Source organism: Flavobacterium sp. WC2509 (assembly GCF_052683105.1).
The window spans coordinates 4,291,068-4,309,524 of record NZ_JBQZFG010000001.1; the positions used below are offsets into that span (position 1 = coordinate 4,291,068).

The 18,457-nt window shown below is 31.2% G+C and carries 21 protein-coding genes, 1 tRNA gene and 1 pseudogene; 2 read left to right on the forward strand and 21 right to left on the reverse strand.

Features of this window, described 5'->3' with window-relative positions; genetic code table 11:
- Nucleotides 1-62: 62 nt before the first annotated feature.
- The 6 genes and pseudogenes from ACUN3A_RS17630 to ACUN3A_RS17655 form a co-directional block, all read right to left on the reverse strand.
- Nucleotides 63-143, reverse strand: a tRNA-Tyr gene (locus ACUN3A_RS17630).
- 184 nt (nucleotides 144-327) lie between these two features.
- A pseudogene (locus ACUN3A_RS17635) lies at nucleotides 328-714 on the reverse strand (TlpA family protein disulfide reductase); the annotation flags it as partial.
- Nucleotides 715-732: 18 nt separating this feature from the next.
- A complete protein-coding gene (locus ACUN3A_RS17640) occupies nucleotides 733-1,488 on the reverse strand; it encodes a DUF4369 domain-containing protein (RefSeq protein WP_445552597.1) in 756 nt (251 codons plus the stop codon).
- 235 nt (nucleotides 1,489-1,723) lie between these two features.
- The gene (locus ACUN3A_RS17645; RefSeq protein ID WP_445552598.1) at nucleotides 1,724-1,942 is read right to left on the reverse strand and encodes a hypothetical protein; all 219 of its coding nucleotides are present in this window, start codon (nucleotides 1,940-1,942) and stop codon (nucleotides 1,724-1,726) included.
- 174 nt (nucleotides 1,943-2,116) lie between these two features.
- Nucleotides 2,117-2,557, reverse strand: a complete 441-nt coding sequence (locus ACUN3A_RS17650) for a KTSC domain-containing protein (protein ID WP_445552599.1) — start codon at nucleotides 2,555-2,557, stop codon at nucleotides 2,117-2,119.
- Between the two features lie 171 nt (nucleotides 2,558-2,728).
- Nucleotides 2,729-2,971, reverse strand: coding sequence for a hypothetical protein (locus ACUN3A_RS17655; protein ID WP_445552600.1), 243 nt, complete (start codon nucleotides 2,969-2,971; stop codon nucleotides 2,729-2,731).
- 445 nt (nucleotides 2,972-3,416) lie between these two features.
- Between ACUN3A_RS17655 and ACUN3A_RS17660 the strand changes: the two genes are divergently transcribed.
- Nucleotides 3,417-5,075: a M1 family metallopeptidase gene (locus ACUN3A_RS17660; RefSeq protein ID WP_445552601.1), complete on the forward strand. Its 1,659-nt coding sequence runs from the start codon at nucleotides 3,417-3,419 to the stop codon at nucleotides 5,073-5,075.
- A gap of 59 nt (nucleotides 5,076-5,134) precedes the next feature.
- Here ACUN3A_RS17660 and ACUN3A_RS17665 read toward each other — a convergent pair whose 3' ends face one another.
- The 6 genes from ACUN3A_RS17665 to ACUN3A_RS17690 form a co-directional block, all read right to left on the reverse strand.
- Nucleotides 5,135-5,359 (reverse strand): hypothetical protein, encoded by a 225-nt coding sequence (locus ACUN3A_RS17665; RefSeq protein ID WP_445552602.1) that lies wholly within the window; start codon nucleotides 5,357-5,359, stop codon nucleotides 5,135-5,137.
- Nucleotides 5,360-5,465: 106 nt separating this feature from the next.
- On the reverse strand, nucleotides 5,466-7,610 hold the full coding sequence (locus ACUN3A_RS17670) for a catalase (RefSeq protein WP_445552603.1): 2,145 nt from the start codon (nucleotides 7,608-7,610) through the stop codon (nucleotides 5,466-5,468).
- 59 nt (nucleotides 7,611-7,669) lie between these two features.
- Nucleotides 7,670-8,206 (reverse strand): lipocalin family protein, encoded by a 537-nt coding sequence (locus ACUN3A_RS17675; protein ID WP_445552604.1) that lies wholly within the window; start codon nucleotides 8,204-8,206, stop codon nucleotides 7,670-7,672.
- A 252-nt stretch (nucleotides 8,207-8,458) separates the two neighbouring features.
- Entirely contained in the window at nucleotides 8,459-9,019 is a 561-nt protein-coding gene (locus tag ACUN3A_RS17680) for a DUF4142 domain-containing protein (RefSeq protein ID WP_445552605.1), read from the reverse strand.
- A gap of 394 nt (nucleotides 9,020-9,413) precedes the next feature.
- Nucleotides 9,414-9,740, reverse strand: a complete 327-nt coding sequence (locus ACUN3A_RS17685) for a hypothetical protein (protein ID WP_445552606.1) — start codon at nucleotides 9,738-9,740, stop codon at nucleotides 9,414-9,416.
- Nucleotides 9,741-9,771: 31 nt separating this feature from the next.
- Nucleotides 9,772-11,391 carry a hypothetical protein gene (locus ACUN3A_RS17690; RefSeq protein WP_445552607.1) on the reverse strand — a complete coding sequence of 540 codons (1,620 nt, stop codon included), beginning with the start codon at nucleotides 11,389-11,391 and terminating at the stop codon, nucleotides 9,772-9,774.
- Nucleotides 11,392-11,563: 172 nt separating this feature from the next.
- On the opposite strand from ACUN3A_RS17690, the gene ACUN3A_RS17695 reads away from it, so the two are divergent.
- On the forward strand, nucleotides 11,564-11,956 hold the full coding sequence (locus ACUN3A_RS17695) for a helix-turn-helix domain-containing protein (RefSeq protein ID WP_445552608.1): 393 nt from the start codon (nucleotides 11,564-11,566) through the stop codon (nucleotides 11,954-11,956).
- Between the two features lie 148 nt (nucleotides 11,957-12,104).
- Here the strand turns inward: ACUN3A_RS17695 and ACUN3A_RS17700 are convergent, their stop codons facing one another.
- From ACUN3A_RS17700 to ACUN3A_RS17740, 9 genes are all read right to left on the reverse strand, one after another.
- Nucleotides 12,105-12,566, reverse strand: coding sequence for a hypothetical protein (locus ACUN3A_RS17700; RefSeq protein ID WP_445552609.1), 462 nt, complete (start codon nucleotides 12,564-12,566; stop codon nucleotides 12,105-12,107).
- A 268-nt stretch (nucleotides 12,567-12,834) separates the two neighbouring features.
- On the reverse strand, nucleotides 12,835-13,191 hold the full coding sequence (locus ACUN3A_RS17705; protein WP_445552610.1) for a hypothetical protein: 357 nt from the start codon (nucleotides 13,189-13,191) through the stop codon (nucleotides 12,835-12,837).
- A 122-nt stretch (nucleotides 13,192-13,313) separates the two neighbouring features.
- Entirely contained in the window at nucleotides 13,314-13,883 is a 570-nt protein-coding gene (locus ACUN3A_RS17710; RefSeq protein ID WP_445552611.1) for a hypothetical protein, read from the reverse strand.
- A 173-nt stretch (nucleotides 13,884-14,056) separates the two neighbouring features.
- Nucleotides 14,057-14,752 (reverse strand): hypothetical protein, encoded by a 696-nt coding sequence (locus tag ACUN3A_RS17715; RefSeq protein ID WP_445552612.1) that lies wholly within the window; start codon nucleotides 14,750-14,752, stop codon nucleotides 14,057-14,059.
- 176 nt (nucleotides 14,753-14,928) lie between these two features.
- Nucleotides 14,929-15,489 (reverse strand): hypothetical protein, encoded by a 561-nt coding sequence (locus ACUN3A_RS17720; protein ID WP_445552613.1) that lies wholly within the window; start codon nucleotides 15,487-15,489, stop codon nucleotides 14,929-14,931.
- A 226-nt stretch (nucleotides 15,490-15,715) separates the two neighbouring features.
- Complete coding sequence (locus ACUN3A_RS17725; RefSeq protein WP_445552614.1) at nucleotides 15,716-16,321, reverse strand: hypothetical protein; 606 nt, start codon at nucleotides 16,319-16,321, stop codon at nucleotides 15,716-15,718.
- 191 nt (nucleotides 16,322-16,512) lie between these two features.
- The gene (locus ACUN3A_RS17730) at nucleotides 16,513-16,983 is read right to left on the reverse strand and encodes a hypothetical protein (protein WP_445552615.1); all 471 of its coding nucleotides are present in this window, start codon (nucleotides 16,981-16,983) and stop codon (nucleotides 16,513-16,515) included.
- 192 nt (nucleotides 16,984-17,175) lie between these two features.
- Nucleotides 17,176-17,640 (reverse strand): hypothetical protein, encoded by a 465-nt coding sequence (locus ACUN3A_RS17735; protein ID WP_445552616.1) that lies wholly within the window; start codon nucleotides 17,638-17,640, stop codon nucleotides 17,176-17,178.
- 242 nt (nucleotides 17,641-17,882) lie between these two features.
- Nucleotides 17,883-18,395, reverse strand: a complete 513-nt coding sequence (locus ACUN3A_RS17740) for a hypothetical protein (RefSeq protein ID WP_445552617.1) — start codon at nucleotides 18,393-18,395, stop codon at nucleotides 17,883-17,885.
- Nucleotides 18,396-18,457 lie beyond the last annotated feature (62 nt).

The following is an 18,457-nucleotide window of genomic DNA, read 5'->3' on the forward strand; positions in this document are numbered from 1 at the left end:
AGCTTCATAGGTTTTGAGATTATAACAAAAAAAACGCTTCAATTTCTTGAAGCGTTTTTTTGTGGGGAGAGCAGGATTCGAACCTGCGAAGTTCACACAGCAGATTTACAGTCTGCCCTCGTTGGCCGCTTGAGTATCTCCCCAAGCCTTATTTGGTAACGCTTATTGCGTTATCCGGGTGCAAATATAGACACAGTTTTTAGTTTTACAAACTTTTTTTGCACTTTATTTTAGTATTATTTTACTATTCTTTTTAATGTATTGGTATTGAATAAAATAAAAAAATCTCCACTAGGGAGATTTTTTGTTTTGAATTGCTAAATTGGTTTATTTAGCTAATAATTCTATGATTTTTGCTTTAAGTTCGTCGCCTCTTAAATCTTGTGCAACTACATTTCCTGATTGATCAAGAATAAAAGTCGCTGGAATTGATTCCACTTTGTATTGCTTAGCAATTGGATCTTCCCAACCTTTAAGATTCGAAACTTGTGTCCAAACTAATTTGTCTTTTGCAATAGCTTCTTTCCATTTGACTGGATCTTCATCTAAAGAAACACCAATTATAGTAAGACCTTTAGCATGTAGTTCATTATAAATAGCTACTACATTTGGATTTTCTCTTCGGCATGGACCACACCAAGAAGCCCAAAAATCAACGATTGTTACTTTTCCTAAACTTTCTTTAAGGCTAATTGTTTTGCCTTGTGGATTAGGAGCAGAAAAATCTGTTCTTCATTTAGCTACTGGAGCTGCTGGAGCAGGATTTGTACCAACTGAAGGAAGTTTTAATGACGCTAATTTTGTTTGAACAGTTTTACCATGTTTAGAGTTTTTTAATGACTCTTCTAAACCATTGAACATACTTTCAATTTTTTTAGAATCTACTGCAGGATCATTACTCATACCTTCAATGATTAGTAAACTAATGAAAGCTTTAGGATGTGTATTAGCGTAATCTGAATATTTATCTTTTGAAGTTGTACCAATTTCAGTTTGAATTTTAGTGTACTCTTTCATTAAACTGTTGATAGTTGCTGTATCTTTAGTTTGTTGAGCCATTTGCATTTTCTGCATGTTAGCTGTTTGGAAGTCCATTAAAGGCTTTTGAATTTTAGTGATTTCTTCGTTAAATTTAACGTACTCATCATTATTATAAGTACCAGAAATTTTAGATTTTTGAATAGTATCTTTATTTACAACAATTGTAATATCACCATTTTCTAAGATAAATGGAATTTTACCTTGTGCTCCTTCAATTTGTAATGTATGAAAAGATGGTTCAGTAACTTTACCTTTGATTTCAAATTTACCGTTTTCAATTTTTACTGTATCAACAGCAATTAATCCCATTCCTTTATCATCTTGAGTTTCCATGATAACTGTTTTTCCGTCTGCAAATCCAGCTGCTGTTCCTGAGATAGTGTATTTGTCTTTGCTACAAGATGTAAGTAAAGCTGTAGCGGTAAGAAATAAAATAATTTTTTTCATTTTTATTAGTTAATTGTTTTTAAGGTTACAAAAGTATTTAAAATTATAAATTAACAATAACTTTAGTCCCTAAATTTATGTTATAATTTTTTAGTATTTTAAGTGCCTAAAAAACAGGGAATAATGAGTTTATAATTTTAACTATATATAGGTAGTTTTAAATAGGGGATTTTAATTTAGAGCAAAAAGATTTTATAAAAGAGCTTGTTTTTTTTATTTTATGCTCAATAATAAATTACAAATTATATTCAAAAAGATGTGACTCTATATGCTCGATTTCATTTAATGTAATAGTTATATCTAAGTTTACAACTCTTAAATCCTTGTGTAAATGGGAACAAATAGGATTTGACTCTAATTTAAAATCAATTTCTGCTTTGATCTTTCTAAGCTTTTCAATTGTTTTTAAGGCATTATTATATTGTTTTTGGTATAAGATGGTTTGGTCTTTCATTTTTGGTTTAATTAGGTCAATTTAGATAGCTAATTTATTAAAAAACTTGTTAAAAAAATGTTAACTAAAATCAATTTTAAAATTTTGCTACTATTAATCTAATTTGTAATTAGTTTGTAATCAAAAAAAAAGCACCCAATAAGGGTGCTTTTATAAGTATTTTTGTTTTTAAAACTATTCTTGGTTTATTGTTTTTCTCCAAGGAAAAGCATTAAAGATATGTCTTTTTGCAAAACGTCCTGGAGAATCTGCATTCACCATTTTCACGTAAGTTGCTTTAGGAACACTTATGTATTCATAAACACTACCATTTGAGAAGTTAACGATTAATCTACCTTCAACAAATTTATAATCTGATATAGTAGCTGTAGAAGTAGTTTCAGTGTATTCAGGTAAAAGTTGTTTAATAGTCTCAGCATTGATACTTACCAAGAAGTGGTATGCTTCAATAATTTTTTTACTGTTTTCTTCAGCTTCTTTCAATCCAGCATCATCACCTTGAAATTTATCAGGATGTGCATCTTTCATCGCATTACGATAGATGGTTTTTAATGTTTTAAGATCTACTGTTTTTTCTACATTAAGTAGTTTGCGGTATTCAACTATTTTTTTCATAAATAAAAGGTAACTACTTGTCATTTACTATTCAACCAAACTAAACTGGTTAAAAATCGACAATTTTTTGCAAAGGTACACTTTTTTTTAACTTTTCAGTTTAGAGTAAAAAAAAAATCAAAAAAAGTGTTTTTGATTTTTTTTAAATACTTTAAAAACTATAAATAACTGTTATTCAGGTTTTCTATTAGCCTTATCGAAGTTTTTAGATTTCTTTGGATATTTGTTATAACTGATGTCACTTGGGTTTTCGATAACGCTTTTTATGGTTATCCAATCTCCAAGTGCATGTTTTTGAGCCATTTTAAAGTCTAAAAGATATTCTCCACAAAAATAATTTTTGTTTTCGTCTTGCTCCATTATTCCTGTGAAAACACCTTTTTGAGGCATTTTATCTTCTGCTGATTTGGTCATATTTTGTTTTATTATAAATTCAAGATGCAAAGTTAAAGAATTATTGGCTATTAATATAAAAATTGAAGTTGTAATCGTTTTTCGGAAAGGGGAGTAGTTTTTTTTGAAAAATAAAGTTGATTACGAGTGCATGAGGAATTGTAGTCAATGTCATTAAGTTAAGAGATTTTAGATTGAGGATTAACGATTCATGATTTCAGATTTGGTGTGGTTAAATATTTAGATTCTAGATTTTACGAGGCTTTTACATCTGAAATCAAAAATCGTTAATCAAAAATCAGCAATCATTGTATCATTTAATTCTTAACTTATTGACATTGGGAACGTAAAGCCCGACCCGACCTTTTTGGGAGGGGCATGCCAAAATAAAATTACTTTCATTAATAGGTTACTTGTGTGAAATATTTGAAAAAGTATGTATTTTTGTTTGAAAACTAACAATTATATGAGTAAGTGTCTAAAATCTTTAGTAATTGCTTTTTTTATTTCTAACGGAATGCTTTCGCAAGGACTGCCTAGCAAGTCGGATGTTGTTTTTACACATCAGGATTCTTTGAGAGGGAGTATTACTAAGGAAAGAGTGTGGTGGGATCTTAAATACTATGCTTTAGACGTAAAAGTAAATCCTGCGGATAGTACAATTAAGGGTTCTAATAGTATTAAATACAAAGTGTTGCAGCCTTATACGGTTATGCAAATTGACTTGCAAAATCCGATGGAAATTACCAAAGTGACTCAAGATGGGATAAACTTGACTTACAAAAGAGATGGTAATGCTTATTTTATAACATTAGTTGCAAAACAAAACGTTGGAGATGTTAAAGAAATAAAAGTATTTTATGGGGGAAAACCAAAAATTGCAGTCAGACCACCATGGGACGGTGGAATTACTTGGAAAAAAGATAAAAATGGAAATGATTTTATAGCTTCCTCATGTCAGGGATTGGGAGCTAGTGTGTGGTGGCCGAATAAGGATCACATGTATGATGAAGTGGAAGGAATGACGATTAGTGTAAATGTTCCAAAGAAGCTAATTGATGTTTCTAATGGACGTTTACAAAAGGTAAAAGAATTAAAAGACGGCACTAAAACCTATACTTGGGTGGTGAAAAACCCTATCAATAATTATGGGGTAAATATTAATATTGGAGATTATGTGACTTTTTCTGATAAATACAAAGGAGAAAAAGGCGATTTGGATTGTATTTATTATGTTTTGAAAGACAATCTGGCAAAAGCCAAAGAACAATTCAAACAAGTGCCGAAGATGTTAAAAGCATTTGAACACTGGTTTGGACCTTATCCATTTTATGAAGACAGTTACAAATTGGTAGAAGCACCTTATTTAGGAATGGAACATCAGAGTTGTGTAACGTATGGTAATGGCTATCAAAATGGTTATATGGGGCGTGATTTGAGTGGTACAGGTTGGGGATTAAAATTCGATTTTATCATCGTTCATGAATCTGGACACGAGTGGTTTGCAAATAATATTACCAACAAAGATATCGCTGACATGTGGATTCATGAAAGTTTTACGTGCTATTCTGAAAGTATTTTTTTGGAATATTATTACGGGAAAGAAGCTGCTGCCGAGTACGTCCGTGGTATTCGCAAAAACATTTATAATAGCAAACCAATTATTGGTCATTATGGTGTAAATGATGAAGGTTCTGATACTGATATGTATTATAAAGGTTCAAATATGTTGCACACTTTACGTCAGTTAGTAAATGATGATGCAAAATGGAGAACTATTTTGAGAGGTTTGAATAGCACTTTTTACCATCAAACGGTTACTAGCAAACAAATTGAAGATTATTTAAGTCAACAAACGGGTTTCAACTTAAATCCTTTCTTTAATCAATACCTAAGAGATACACGAATTCCAACATTAGAATATACATTTAAGGATAATGTTTTAAAATACCGTTGGACAAATACTGTTTCTGATTTTGAAATGCCTCTAAAAGTTTTTATAAACGGAAACGAAGTTCTTTTAAAACCAAAATCGGATTGGACCGAATTAAAGAGTTCTTCAAAAATTCAAAAATTAGAAGTGGATAAAGACTTTTATGTATTGAGTGAACAAGTTGTTCAATAAAAAAAAACACCAATTAAAATATTGATTTAGTATATAATAAGAATAATTATTTCAAGATATTATTTAGGATCATCACTAAAATTGTTCTTTCTCAAATTCATGCCATAGGTATAGTTTGTAGAAAGAATGACATCGTTGCAATCGAAATGTTTTATTACTCCATTAGTTTGTAAAGCAACAACCCAACAGGTATTTTGATGCATCCCATAATCGATTATGAATATAGCTTGACCTGTTCCCAAAGGAGTTTCAACAAGGATTGATGGTTTTAATTGAAGTATCATTATTTTTAAAATTAATTATAAACAAAAAAGACTACTATGAAAGAGTAAAAAGATATAATAAACCACTCTATTTTTGTACAGAGTGGTTTATTCCTTTTGTCTGATTTTATGATTTTGCTTCTCTTTCCCAAAAGCGGTGTTTAGTTAAAGCATTTACAAAAGAAGAGGCTAAATTTTTATCTCCAATTGTCTCACTAATTAATAAACCGGCATCATTAACATTTTCTTTGTTAAGTATTGATTTTAATACATCTGTACCCTGATTTTCTGTTGCGATATATTTGCAATGTTTATAAGAATCGGTAATAAATTCTTTTACTTCTTTGATATCTTTTAATTTTAATATTTCTTTTCCAGCTGGTATAAAAACACCATCAAATAGAACAGAAGCTGCAATCAAATAACTTTGATCAACTGATATTTCAATGCCTTCCTCAGACAAAATAGTGCCTAAATGAGGCGCAATTATTTTTACAACCGCTCCAGCATCTTTTAATGCCAATTTCATATTTTTTATAGAAGCAGCATTTACACCATCACAACATAAAAAAGCAATTTGACGTGTTGCAATTGTACTTATTGGAGGTGGATTTTTCAAGATACTCAGCGCATCTGATATTTCTATATTTTGCTTGACTATTTTTGGTTCATGCTTTATATGATCATCATCGGCACCAACACCATGATTGATAGGTTTTTTGGCTTCTTTTGGTACTACCATACCTAATTCTTTAGCTACTTTATTGGCTAATATTTTATCAATTTCAGATAACAACCCGAGCATTCTTTCTCTGATGGCTACTGTTTCTACTTTTCCCAGTTCAAAACTTAAAGCTTTGATAATATGTTCTTGTTCAATTGCTGTTTGGCTATCATAAAAAAGCTTAGCCTGACTAAAATGATCAGAAAAACTATCACTGCGTTCTCGAATTTTATGAGCATCTATTCTTTCGTTAAAACTGGCAAAGCCTCCTTCATCTATTTTTGCTTGAAACGGACAACCTCCTCCTAATGAATTGGGATGATAACTGACTTTTCCCGTAGCAATTTCTTGACGCATGTGACCATCACGTTGGTTATTATGCATAGGTGCAATAGTTCTATTAATAGGGATTTCATGAAAATTTGGACTTCCTAATCTGGATAATTGTGTATCGGTATAAGAGAATAATCGCCCTTGCAATAACGGATCATTTGTAAAATCAATTCCGGGTACAACATGACCAGGGTGAAAAGCAACTTGCTCTGTTTCTGCAAAGAAATTATCAGGATTTCTATTAAGAACCATTTTTCCAATAATAGTTACAGGGACTAATTCTTCTGGAATCAATTTAGTTGGATCCAACAAATCAAAATCAAATTTATGTTCGTCACTTTCAGGAATGATTTGCACACCCAATTCCCATTCCGGAAAATTGCCAGAATCGATTGCTTCCCATAAATCTTGTTTGTGAAAATCGGAATTTTTACCCGAAATTTTTTGTGCTTCATCCCAAAGAACGCTATGCATTCCTAATTTTGGTTTCCAATGAAACTTAACGAAATGAGATTCATTTTTGTCATTGATAAATCGAAAAGTATGTACTCCGAAACCTTCCATCATCCGTAAACTTCTAGGAATAGCACGGTCACTCATTACCCACATAATCATATGCATTGATTCGGGCATAAGAGAAATAAAATCCCAAAAAGTATCATGAGCTGATGCTGCTTGTGGTATTTCATTGTGGGGTTCTGGTTTTACAGCATGAATTAAATCTGGAAATTTCATAGCATCCTGAATAAAAAATACTGGCATGTTATTACCAACCAAATCATAATTTCCTTCCTGTGTATAAAATTTAACCGAAAATCCACGTACATCACGTGCCAAATCGGTAGAACCACGGGAACCTGCCACAGTCGAAAAACGTACAAATACAGGTGTTTTAGTATTTGTGTCGTTTAGAAAACCTGCTTTGGTATATTTTTCCATTGAATTATAAAGTTCAAAATAACCATGAGCAGCTGAACCTCTGGCATGAACAATTCGTTCTGGAATTCGTTCATGGTCAAAATGAGTAATCTTTTCTCTTAAAATAAAATCTTCCAATAAAGATGCGCCTCGTTCACCTGCTTTCAAGGAATTATTATTGTCATTGATTTTAACACCTTGGTTGGTGGTAAGAAACTGATCAGTAGCATTAGATTTGTTTAATTCTAAATCCCCTTCCTTTGCATTTTTTTCATTGTGATTGTCATTTTTTTTCATTTCAGTATACTTTAAGGTTTAATTATATTAATGAATTATTTAGCTGCTATTATTTAAAATTAATTTTTGGTATGCTCAGCCCAAATAAGGTCAGAAGTTTGATATCCAATTTTTTCTGCTATTTTCAGATAGTTCTCTTTTATATCATTTGGAATAGTTTTATCGCGTGATAAAATCCATAAATACTTTAAACTTTCTCCTGCAACCAAAGCATATTTATAATCGGAATCAATGGCAATAACATTATACCCTGAATAGAAAGGTCCAAAAAAAGACACTTTTAACTCAGCCACATTTTCATTGCCAACAAATTTTGCTTTACCAGTCGATTGTTCCCATTCATTCTTTTTTACATTATAACCACGATTAAAAACTTTTATAGTTCCATCTTCATTTATAGAATATTCTGCTGTTGTATTATTTAAATCCTTTTCATATTTAAAATCTAATCGAGCTATTTCGTACCATTTTCCTAAGTATTTTTCTTTGTAAAATGGAGTTATAGCTGCTGCATTTTCAGGTTTAAAGGAACATGATGAGAATCCTAAAAGAGTGATAATAAATAGAATGACTGGAGTTAGTTTGAGACTTTTCATATTTAATTATTTATAAATTAATTATTAGAGTTTTAAAATGATTTTCAAAGCTAGTTCTATGTTATTCAAAATAATTACAGGATTAGTTTTGGTTTTTATATGATTTAAATATTTGATAATGAGTTTTGTATGGTCGTAAACTGCGAGTCCTGTGAATTAAGGCCAGATTTTAAAACAAAAAGGAAGCTGTTGAAAATTTTCAACAGCTTCCTTTTAAAATAATTAATAGCAAAAAGATCAATTATGTATTCACTATACTTTTTCTTTTAATTTTTTTGCTTCATCCGAATGAGTTGTAAACATGGTTACCTGACGTGATGTCCAAAGTTTTACATCAGGATCAGTAACTTTTTGTGAAATTTCAGTTATTTGATCAACTGTTTTTTCGTGGTCTTCGGCCATCATAGCTACAAAAGCGTCATCAAAATCAGTTCCTGATTTCTCTTTTAATGTATTGTAATCCTCATCCTTTGCGTCAGTAACCGAGTTTGGGAGTGTAATGGTTTTCTTAATTGCTAAAGCTTTTAATTCATCTAACGATTTAGTATGATCATCAATAAGCAATTGTGCATATTTTTGGATATCTGGTCTTAGTCCCTTTTGTAGTGCCAGTTTTCCAATTTCTATTTCAGAAGCATGTATTTTTGCGATCTCGGCTAAATACGAAGCATCATTTTCTACTATAGTATCATTTTGTTCTTCAACTATTTCTTTTGGATCCACATTTACGGGTTCTTTTTTACAAGAATTCATAGTAAATATCAACAAAAATGTACCTATTATAATGCTACTTAAATGGATTATCTTTTTCATATTTTAATGATTTAAAGTTAAATAGCAAAGCTAGTTTCTATTTTACTTTAAAATTTTATATCATTTTATAGAGTTTTTATAGGATTTAAATATTGCAGTTTTGTTCAGTAAGCAGTTTATAAAATAAGGTATTGTAGTGATTAGTCTCAAAATAGATGACTGATTGACTTAAAATAAATTTATTAAAAAATAATTATTTAAAAATAAGAACTTTTAAAACACACCAAATCAAAGTTCACCATACTGAATAATGATCTTGAAAATAGTAATTTAAGTGATCGGAAAATCTCAAAACAGGTATCAATTGGTCGATAATAGCCCTCGATACTCGTAAAAATTGAAAAAAATCCAAGTCTTTACTTTGGAGTTTTTTTGTTACTTATTCATCACATTTTCATTTCGATAAGCTGTATAATATATTAATTTCATTTAATAGTTCAAACTCATCAATAGGGAAGAGCTGCAGAGCAATTCCCAGTATAAGCCCCACATCAATTGACTGATTTTTTATCGTACAGGGGACTTCAGCTCCATCTTCATCAAGAGCCACAATACATAATTTTAGCAGATTTCTAATTATCGCGGCGAGTTCATAATAATCAGACACCCTTATTTCAGCAGTATGAATGTCACTTTTACCAGTGGCTGGCTTCAAAGTTCTGAGACAGTAGCAGCTCAGTCTTTTAATAGTCTCTAGTTTTTCAATTTCATCTTTTTCCATGATGTTTATTTTGAATTGGTTAATTACTGCATCAGTCTTTCTCAAAGTTTGACAATAAGCCGCCTTCAATAACCACATTGTGCAATTCATGCATCAGTTTTTCAACAATACCACTCATTTGATCAATCTCTTCCTTGTGGAACTTTGATAGTTTATGGTTAAGCGTCATATGCCTGTCCAGATACGGAAAGAAATCCGTCCAGAATTGTTCTATCATATAATTGTATTTCCGTAGGTCGGGATCGGCATAGATGCACAATTGCCATAAAGCTTCATTGGACAGATAATTAGGTAGGTAATAGGTTTTTACAAAGATATATGTCCGGCAAAAGTATAGAAAAAACAATGTAAAAAAGTAATCAATGCCTTGATAGTTCCCTTTGGCATTGCTGGCAATCGCAAAAAACTGCGAAGCAATAGCTGCGGTTGGCTTATAATAAAAGTATAGATCCGCATGATAAGGATTATGGGGCACCTCCCAGTGCAGTTCTGGGTGATAGGGGCTGGATGAATAAATCAGGTATTTGTCTCGTATAATGGTGGCAAAGAAACTCTGATGCTGATACAGATTCTCTTGTATCCAATGACGGCTGTGACTAATCAAAACAAAATTATATTTCCCGCCCATTTTGCTTTTTAAGGATTGGTTTATTGATCTCAATTTTTCATTACCCGCACCGTTGGCTAAAAGCAACAGGTAATAGGTTGTTTTTTCACCGTAGGTAATTTGATGATACAAATAAATCTGTTCAGCTTCAACCAATTTTATTATGGTTTCGACAGTAGTATCGAGAGTTTTATCTTTCAGTTCGTTATCAAGTTGATAGGAAGCTTGGAGTCTTTCTGATAAACCTTTTTTCAGCAGCTTTTTTAATTCGTCAAATCGTTCTTCGATAAGGCGGTAGAGATTTTGCTCGACAATTCCAACTGCCTCATACATTTCATTCTTATGTATTGGCTCACCATCATTGGTGGAAGCTTCTTTTGCCTGTGCAAACAGTTCAGTAAGATAATAGGTGCTGTGGCTGTTTCTCACGAAGTATTTTTGAATCTCGGGAATGTAGGCTATCAGATTATTGATTCTTTCATCTAAGGGCTGTGAAGCAGACTTGCTTCCGGAATACAGTTCTTCCAAATAGTCAAGTTCATATTCAATCAATCTGGCATATGATGTAAAAACACTGTTTGAAGAATTTTCCGAAATGAGACTATGGATTTGACAGTTATGGAGATCATGATCGCTATAAAAACGCTCTTCAAATGCATAAAATTGCTGCTTGTATTTCTGCCAGCCCCTTGTAATAAGGAGCGGATTAAAAGCAGCTGCATTTTGATAGATCAGAGCCGAAGGCTGGCAATACAATTCAATAAAGGGATGCCCCAACGAAAATCGATGATGCAGCCTCCCGGAATAAATGAAATGAACATCAATTTGATAGCGGTTTCTAGCTTTTTTTACCCATTTATGCTGTTGTAGCTGTTCCGCATCAATATTTTTTTCAACATGGATTATAAGATATGAAAAAAGGGGAGAGACCTGTTTGGTAAAAAATAGCTGAATGATAATATTCTGGTCAGCCAATTGTCTGAGGATATTTTCTAAAAACTCGTTTTCGAGTTTTGGAAAAGAAAGTTTTTTTAAGGTCTTCATAATTTTACTTTTATAGTTAGTATTTATCCGAAAAATTGTATTTTTGATTAATATGGCAGCAAGTAAGCAATAGATTGTACCGTACCGAACTAACGGGAATTGTATCTCACAACAGCAAGCTTGTTTTTTACCAAAACCTATAATTTTAAAGAATTTTAAATATCTTTGAGCTATGAACACAGCGACAAAACCAAAACATATTGGCAGAAATATCAGCCGAATAAGAGAGCTTAGAGGAATGAAACAAGAAGCATTGGCTAACGCTATTGGTGTGAGCCAGCAGTCTGTTTCCAATATTGAAGGAAGCGAAACAGTTGACGAAGAAAAACTAAACGCAATTGCTGAAGTTTTGGGAGTTTCTGCTGAAGCAATTAAAAATTACAGTGATGAAGGTGTTATTAATTATTTCAACACTTTTAATGAAGCTGTTTCCAGTAGTAACTTTGGACACAATAACACGTGCACTTTTAATCCTATTGATAAAGTTGTAGAACTTTATGAGCGTTTGGTCCAAGCAGAGAAAGACAAAGTCGAGTATTTGGAAAAAATACTAAAGGGGAAATAAACTTTTATAAAAGATATTTTAAAGCAAAAAAGAGCCCAATATGCTCTTTTTTGTTTTGGTAGTGGGATGTTTAGGATTGAATTAAACCTTGTTTTTGGATTTTCCGCCCGATAGCAAATAAGCGAAACAAATCATCCCAAATACAAAATCATTTTTCAATTAAGCCAAATGCCCAAATCCGTTGTAGTGGCTGTTGGCAGTAGTTCTTTAAGTATCCGTTATATTCAACAATCCAGTTATTTTTTTTCAATTCCGATTCCGAGTATTTTTTTATACAAAATCGATTGTCCGTTGCAATTTTATTTATGTTTTCATAGATGTAATCTTTAAACTTCAGATCGTAAAAAACAATATAAAGAAAATCATCATTATTTTCTTTAAATACATCGTACTCTATAGAACCTCTTGTAAGAGGAGAATTACTACCATTAACATTAATTTCTCCACCTGCAGAAACTTGATAGTAAATACCATCTTGATCTTTAGCTAGAGTTTCATAACCGATTCTTTCTTTCGTATTATTCTTCACTGTAAGTTCGTCATGATGATAATGACAACTATACAACATAAAGCTAAAAATCAAGATGAAATATTTGAATTTAGTTTCCATAATCTTTGAGCTTAAAGTTTGTTTTTTTTTGCAAGGTTAGCTAATTCTTTTAATTATAGAATTTTCTTGTTTTCTGCGGTAGAATTACTGCCAACGTCTTGGCACTACAGCGGGTTTGGGATTAAATTAAGCTCCTATTTTCGGATTTGCCACCCGAGTCACGCCTTTTTTTTGCGGGACGAACAGACGAAGTAAATCATTCCAAATACAAAATCATCTTTCCATTAAGCCTAATACCCAAATCCGTTGTAGTGGCTGTTATGCGTAGTTACTTTATACGTCCAACTTTTTCAGCAACTTTTATATATTCTTCAGATTCAACAAATTCGACAGCTTCAGAGATTATTTTTTTTAGCAACTCCTTTTCACTTTCTAAAATTTTTACTCCGAATTCCGCAACTTTGATTTCTGAAAGTATTTCTGTTTCTAATTTTGATCGGATTTCAATTTCTTTATTATTTAGTAATAGACTTCCAGGTAATGGTGATTTTTCTCGATTTGTTAAAGAAACGTTTTGGACAAATTCAACATCATAAAAAAGCGATTCATTCTTTTTCATTTTTAACGTTATGGTTCCTCCATCCATCCAACAATGAACATCTTCAATTATAACTATCTTTTTCATATCAAGATTTAGTTTGGTTAATTACGTATAATGCTCTGGTAATCAGTAGGCTTAAGACTGAATTGATCCCATTCTTCGGATTTGCCAACTCATACAAATACAAAACAAACTTTCCATTAAGCCTATTGCCCAAATCCTTTGTAGTAGCTGTTGGCAGATGTTTTTTTTCTGTTTTTAATTCCTTTAGATATCAGTATATAAATTTGAATTAAAATTATAATTTTTAATAATAGAAATAATTTTCGTAGCAAAAATTTATCAGAGGAAACATCAATCCAATCAAAATTCTTCGTTTTATTAAATTCATTTGGTTTGAAAAAAATATATTGGAGTTTATCTCCCATTGGCCGTTTCATATCTAATATAACTTGAACAATGAATTCACCTTTATCTGTATTGGCTAAAAGATAAATTTTTTGGTCATTAATAACGTACTTCATTATTTGCTTAATTTTAAGCAAAAAACCTTGATCATCTGAATAATTTCTACCACTTTCAATTACTGAAATAAATCCTTCATCTTCAATCATAAAACCATAATCTTCATATGCTTTATCTTGATTGTAATCAGTATTGAATTCATATGGTAAGTTAGGATGATAAAACTCATCACCAAGTCCATATTTCCCTAATTGATATTCCATTATAAAAAGTAAACCAATAGAAAATAGTAATAATAACAAAGATTTCATATGATATTTAGATTTGTCTGATTCTGGGGGTAATGTCTGCCAACGTTCTGCGCTTGGCGAGGTTGGGGAATAAAGATGCGAGATTTTACGGTTAAACACAAATTTCCCAAATACAAAACCATCTTTCCATTAAACCTAAAACCTCAATCTCGCCAAACGGCTGTTAGCAACTGTTATTTTCTTTTTTCTATTGGGTTGAAATTAATAAATCTATCTAAACTTTCAGGCTCATCTTTAATATTTTCAATTTCTATCCATTTACCATTTGCATCGCGAATTTCCGCAATAATTCTTCCATCCCTTTGGTCAACATTTGCAAATTCTCTTAAAGTGTCTTTTTCGATTTTTAGGAAATAAGTTGTCTGTCCTCCAGTTAGTATACAAGCATCGATGCAGTCGAGTTTTTTATTATACATTAAGTTTGGATAACTTTCTGAGTTTTTTATCCAATTCAAAGATTTAGTTTTAGGAGAATAAAGAATTAGTGTCTGGACGATGTTTCCACCTCTAGCTGCCATTCCAGTTGTGAAGATAATGTCTTTGAAATTATCATTGTTAAAATCTTTAACTTCAGTTTCTAAGTCATTAATTCTAACTGCTTCCAAAATTAAACTATCCTTTAATTTCCATTGATTTTTCCTTTTTTCATAAAGATAAACTTTGGCAATTGTATTTTCTTCCGTTCCAATTTTATAAACTTCAATTTTATTTTTTTGTCTTTCCCCAAAAATTATTGAATCCGCAAAAAACGCAAGTGTATCAACAATTACTAATTTTTCAGTTTTACTCTTTCGAACTATTTTAGTTTCTGTTTTATTACTACAACTAATAATTAAAAGTATAGTTGTTAAATAGATTATGTTTTTCATAATAGTTGCTAACGTTCTGGCACAACAGCGGGTTTGGGACTAAATTAATCCCTATTTTCGGATTTGCCACCCGAGTCCCGCCTTTTTTTTTGCGGGACGAACAGACGAAGTAAATCATCCCAAATACAAAACCATTTTTTCATAAAGCCAATTGCCCAAATCCGTTGTAGTACCTGTTAGCGGGAGTTTTTTTGCGCTTTAAGCATGTTGTCAACTTTTGGTTTCCAATGATTTATTAATTCATTAGCACTTTTATTGTCCTCATTCAACATTTGATTTTTTACAGAATAATATTCGGCTTTTACACTATCTTTTAATTTTGTGAGATAATCAAATGATTTTTGATTTCCATTTTTATCATACCCCTTTTTTTTAATTTCAGCATTACATTTTCTTGCATAAACCTCCGTGAGATTGAAGGCAATTTGTTGAAGTTTAAGCAATTCTCTAAAATTAAATTTCGTAGTGTCTTTGACCCATGATTGATCTCGGTCAAAGATTGCTATTACTTTAGGTTTGTTAAATGGAGATGAATAAAGATAAAAACCATGATAAAATACCAAATTCATTTCAGAAGTATTGTCAGGTTTAGCCTCAAAATCGTTGAATGTTGTTTTGCTGTTTTCATTCCAAATAATACAATTATGTAATTCTATCCATCTAAATAAATCGAAATGAATTAGATATAAAAATATTACTACGGCAAGTGAAATTATTATAATCTTTATTTTTTTCATTTTCTTTATTTTATTAAAGCACTGAAGTTCTTAAAATTCCCGCTAACGTCTTGGTACTACAGCGGGTTTGGGACTAAATTAAGCCCATTCTTCGGATTTGCCACCCGAGTCCCGCCTTTTTTTTTGCGGGACGAACAGACGAAGTAAATCTACCAAAATACAAAACTAACTTTCCATTAAACCAAATACCCAAATCCGTTGTAGTAGCTGTTAACTGTTGCTTGTTTTACCATGGTCTTACATTTGGGTCAAACAAAAGTGTAAATATTATTGACCATATAATTGAAATCAACAATGTTAATTTTACCTCGTAGTCAAATTTTGCATTTTTGATTTCGGTTAATATTAATTCTGGATCAGTTGCTTCTATTTCTATTAAACATGTTCCTGCAATTATGTCTCCTAAACGTCTTTTTGGGTTTACTAATAAAAAGACTACTTCTATTATCCATAACGGTGCTGTCACATTCCTCAACATGCATTTCAGTTTACTGGCTTCTTCATTAGTTTTCACTTCAACGACTTTATATCCTAAATGTCGATGAACAATACTTTGTCCGCCAAAGAAATCTTTATTAATTAGAGCAACCATCATTAGATTAAATGGTATTAAAAAAAGATAATTAGTTAATTCAAAATTTGCTTGATTTGGATTGCCGAAAATAATTTTCGGAATCATTGAGATAATTAATATTGGAAAAAAAATTACAGGTATATTCCACATTTCAAGAATTATCGATTTAAATCGTTTGTTCCATTCTAGAAGCGAAAAATTATTTTGCAAATACATTTTCACAAATCGATTAAACATTACAAACTTCAATATCCTCATTATTTTAAAAATTTTATTTGATGTCTTTTGGTGGTTTCGTTGGTGTCAAGTTACAGTTAACGTTCTGGCACTACACTGGGTTTGGGACTAAATTAAGCCCATTCTTCGGATTTGCCAAATCATCCCAAATACAAAACCATTTTCCCATTAAGCCAATTGCCCAAATCCGTTGTAGTAGCTGTTAGGCAACGTTATTTAATTATAAGTTCAAATTTTCCTGTTCTTTCTTTTTGAAAAACTTTCTGCATTTCTTCTCTGTTTTGCAGTAAAATGGTGTCTTTGCCAAAAATCTTAATATTTTTAATGTATTCAAATATTGGCTCTGAACCACGATTTACACAGATTTCAAAAGTGTCTTTTGGTGTAATTTTAATATCTATTAAGCAATTCAAAGAGTCTACTTTTATGAACTTACTTTTCTGTGTATTTTCTTCGACGAATAATGTAATAAAAGGGCTTGTTCCGCCTAAAAACTTTTTAATTGTGTCTTCATCGTTTTGTATTTTTATACCCAAATATTTTTCAATAGTATCTTTATCGTATTGTATTTCTAGATAAAGATTCCTTTCAGAAGAATTAATTATGGATGAAGTTGTATAGGATTCACAAGAGCAAAATATAACAAGTAAAGTAATTAATAATAATCTAGTTGTCTTCTTCATTTCTTATGTTTATGCTTTAGTTATAATGTTGCCTAACGTCTTGGCACTACAGCGGGTTTGGGACTAAATTAAGCCCAATCTTCGGATTTGCCAAATAATCCCAAATACAAAACCAACTTTCCATTAAGCCAAATGCCCAAATCCGTTGTAGTGGCTGTTATGCGTTCGGTTGTTTCAACGTGATTATTATCTTTAAAGGTTTCTTTTTCGTTCGGCAATTCTAGTTTCAAAGGTTGGATTAGTTTCAATCGATTTAATAAAATCAGTTTCAAAACTACAAATAGTTATAATTTCAAAATCAATAAAAAAGTAGTGTCTTAATCCGTTTTGCTTTAAAATCTGATTTAGAGACTTTTCAGGTAATCTTTCAATTTCAAGAGTGTCTGAAATAGGTTTGTCGAATTGGTAGATTCTCAGTTGATCAGTATTTAACTCAAGTATATTTTTTAATTCACTTAAATCAGTTTGAATGTCAAACTCCATTTGTCTTACTGATAAGTTTTTGAATTCCGTTCCGCTTTTTGTTTTCAAATCTGTTTTCCACCATTCAATGACCTGATTTGGATTGAATTTATGGATAAATATTGAATTCAGTTTTTTGTCAAAAAGTTCCCAAACTTCTTGATTAGAATTAATTTCAAAAGTTACTGCAGTCATTTTTTCTTGGTTTCAACATTATAGTTTTTATTCTTTTGAAAATAGCTTTTCTGCGTGAGTTCGGTTTCAACTGACGCATAACGTCTTGGCACTACAGCGGGTTTGGGATTAAATTAAGTCTATTCTTCGGATTTGCCACTCGAGCGATAGCGAACAGGCGAAGCAAATCATCCCAAATACAAAACCATCTTTCCATTAAGCCAAATGCCCAAATCCGCTGTAGTGGCTGTTATGCGATGTTTTTATTTAAGTTCTGCATTTCGGATTATATAAAAATTGAACAGACCTTTTGATAATTCTAGTTCCAATGAATTTGAAAAATCAACTTTGTTTTTTAAATTTCTTTTAAATTCAATTCGTTTAGTATCATTGTTTTCTGTACTAATAATTACAGCTGGTATTTTGTTATTTCTGTTGTATTTTCCGCCATTAATTTCAGTTTTCCTCACAATTTTATACGTTTTCCATTCGGCTTGTTTTTTAGCAAAACTGTAATTTGCTCCTAAAAACAATATGGTTAAATAACTTCCAACAACTAAAAAACTAAAGACAAAATTATTAAAATCATTCCACGAACTTATTTCTTTCAGTTTGTTCTTAAACATAACAAAAAACAAAATACCAATTGAGTATATCGCCAATACAATTTCTATTGGAATAATTGTTTTTTCATAAAGTTTCAAATTGATAAAATTCAACAGGAGCGATGAAAAAAAGAGTATATTTAAAATTATAGAGTTTCGTTTTAATTTCATTTTTCAGCGTTTTATTTGGGCAAAATATCGCATAACGTCTTGGTACTACAGCGGGTTTGGGA